This is a genomic window from Cellulomonas biazotea, assembly GCF_004306155.1.
Classification (GTDB): Bacteria; Actinomycetota; Actinomycetes; order Actinomycetales; family Cellulomonadaceae; genus Cellulomonas; species Cellulomonas biazotea.
Genome location: NZ_BIMR01000421.1, coordinates 1 through 2,074 on the forward strand (window position 1 = coordinate 1; position 2,074 = coordinate 2,074).

Annotated in this window: 1 protein-coding gene; it reads left to right on the forward strand. The window is 77.2% G+C overall.

Going from position 1 to position 2,074, the window contains the following annotated elements; genetic code table 11:
- The first annotated feature begins 197 nt into the window (after nucleotides 1–197).
- A complete protein-coding gene (locus tag CBZ_RS19725; protein WP_130783139.1) occupies nucleotides 198–2,003 on the forward strand; it encodes an ABC transporter substrate-binding protein in 1,806 nt (601 codons plus the stop codon).
- The last annotated feature ends 71 nt before the right edge of the window (nucleotides 2,004–2,074 follow it).

Here is a 2,074-nt window from a genome sequence, read left to right on the forward strand (position 1 = left end):
GGCCTCCGTCGTCGCGGGGGACTGCTGCTCGCGGCGTGCGCGCCGCGTGGCGGACGTCCCGCGCACCCGAGTTGTCCGGCAGAGTTCAGTTCCGGACGGTGCCGACCGATATCCGCTGGTAGGGGCGGTGTGAGACCGTCCGTGGTGACGTCCGACGGGTCCCTCCCGCCGGTCCGACGAACCGGGAGGTCCGTGGCGTGCGCAGGTCTGCGGTGGGGGGTGCGGCGCTCGTTGCGACCGTCGGTCTCGTGGTCGGCGGCTGCACGCAGCCCGAGCCCGACCCGGAGCGCGCGGGGACGGTCGTCGTCGCGGTCGGCGCCGTGTTCGGCTCGCTCAACGGCGGGACGCCGCTGGGACGCACACCCGGCAGCACCCTCGTGCGCTCGCTCGCGCAGTCGGGCTTCGTGTCGGTCGACGAGGACGGCACGGTCACCCACGACGCGTCGTTCGGGACCGTCGAGAAGGTCGCGGACAGCCCGCTGACCGTCCGGTACACGATCGCGCCGACGGCGACGTGGTCCGACGGCGTCCCCGTGACCCCCGACGACCTCGTGCTGGAGTGGGCGGCCCGCAGCGGTCTGTACGACGACGTCACCCCCGAGCTCGACGAGTCGGGCGAGGTCACCAACGCCGACGCGCTCGACGCCGGCGTGGCGTTCGCGGCGACGTCCGCAGCCCTCGTGCACGTCCCGCAGCCCCCCGCGGTCGACGGTGCGACGGTCACGCTCGTGTACGACGCGCCCGTCGCCGACTGGTCGGCCGCGCTCGACGTGAACGTCCCCGCGCACGTCCTGGGGGAGTCGGTCCTCGGCGTGGACGAGCCGGCCGCCGCGGCCGCTGCGGTCACCGCGGCCGTCGTGGGCGAGGACAAGGGCGCGCTGCGGTCGCTGTCGTCGGCGTGGCGCACGGCGTTCACCGCGCCCGCGCTCGCCGAGGACCCCGCCGCGGCCGTCACGACCGGCCCGTACGTCGTCGACCGGGTCGTCGCCGACCAGAGCGTCGAGCTCGTCCGCAACGACGCGTACGAGGGCGACCGTCCCGCGGCGTTCGACCGTGTCGTGCTGCGCACGGCGCTGCATCCGCTCGACCAGGTGACGGCGCTGCGCGACGGCGAGGCCGACGTCATCGCACCCGCCTCCACGACCGACGTGCTCGCCGCGCTCGACGACGTCGAGGACGTGTCGGTCCGCGCGGGCGGCGACGCGACGCTCCAGGTCCAGCTGCAGGTCGCCGGCGGCGGAGCGTTCGACCCCGCGACCTACGGGGGCGATACCGCGACCGCTGCCGCGGTGCGCGCGGCGTTCCTCGCGACCGTGCCGCGAGGGGCGGTCGTGTCGTCCGTCGCCGAGCCGCTGTGGGCCGACGCGGAGGCGTCGGACGCGCTGCTGCCCGCGGTCGGGGCCGGTGCGGGCGCGGTCGACGTGCCCGACGCCGACGCCGCGCAGGCCGGCGCCGCCCTCTCCGACGCGGGGGTGACCGAGCCCGTCGTCGTGCGGGTCCTCACCAACACCGCCGACCCGGTGCGGCTCGGCGTCCTCGACCTGCTCACCGAGCAGGCGGCTGCGGCGGGCTTCGCGGTCCGTCGCTACGAGCCGGTCGACGGCATGACGGCCGACCTGCGCGGCGCACCCGACGCGTGGGACGTCGCGCTGCTGCCCGTGCCGCAGGCCGACCTCGGCGCGGCCGCGACCTCCGCCCGCTGGCGCACCGGGGGTGCGACCAACGTGACCGGCTGGACGTCGGCCGCGACCGACGCGGCCGTCGACGCGCTGACCGCGACGCTCGACCCCGGCGCACAGCCCGCGGCCGTCGACGCCGTCGCGACGACGCTCGCCGACGGTGCGGTCGTCCTCTCGCTCGTCCGGCAGCCCGTCGTCACCGCGACGCGCGACGCCGACCCGGCCGAGGAGGGGCGTCTGCCGCAGCTCGAGCCGGTCCCCGCCCTCGCGCTGAGCCGGGCGGACCTCACGTCCTGGTGGGAGTGGGCGCGCACGACCGGCTGACGTCGCGGCGGGGCCGGGCACGGCCCGGCACGGCCCGGCACGGCCCGGCACGGCCCGGCACGGCCGAGCGG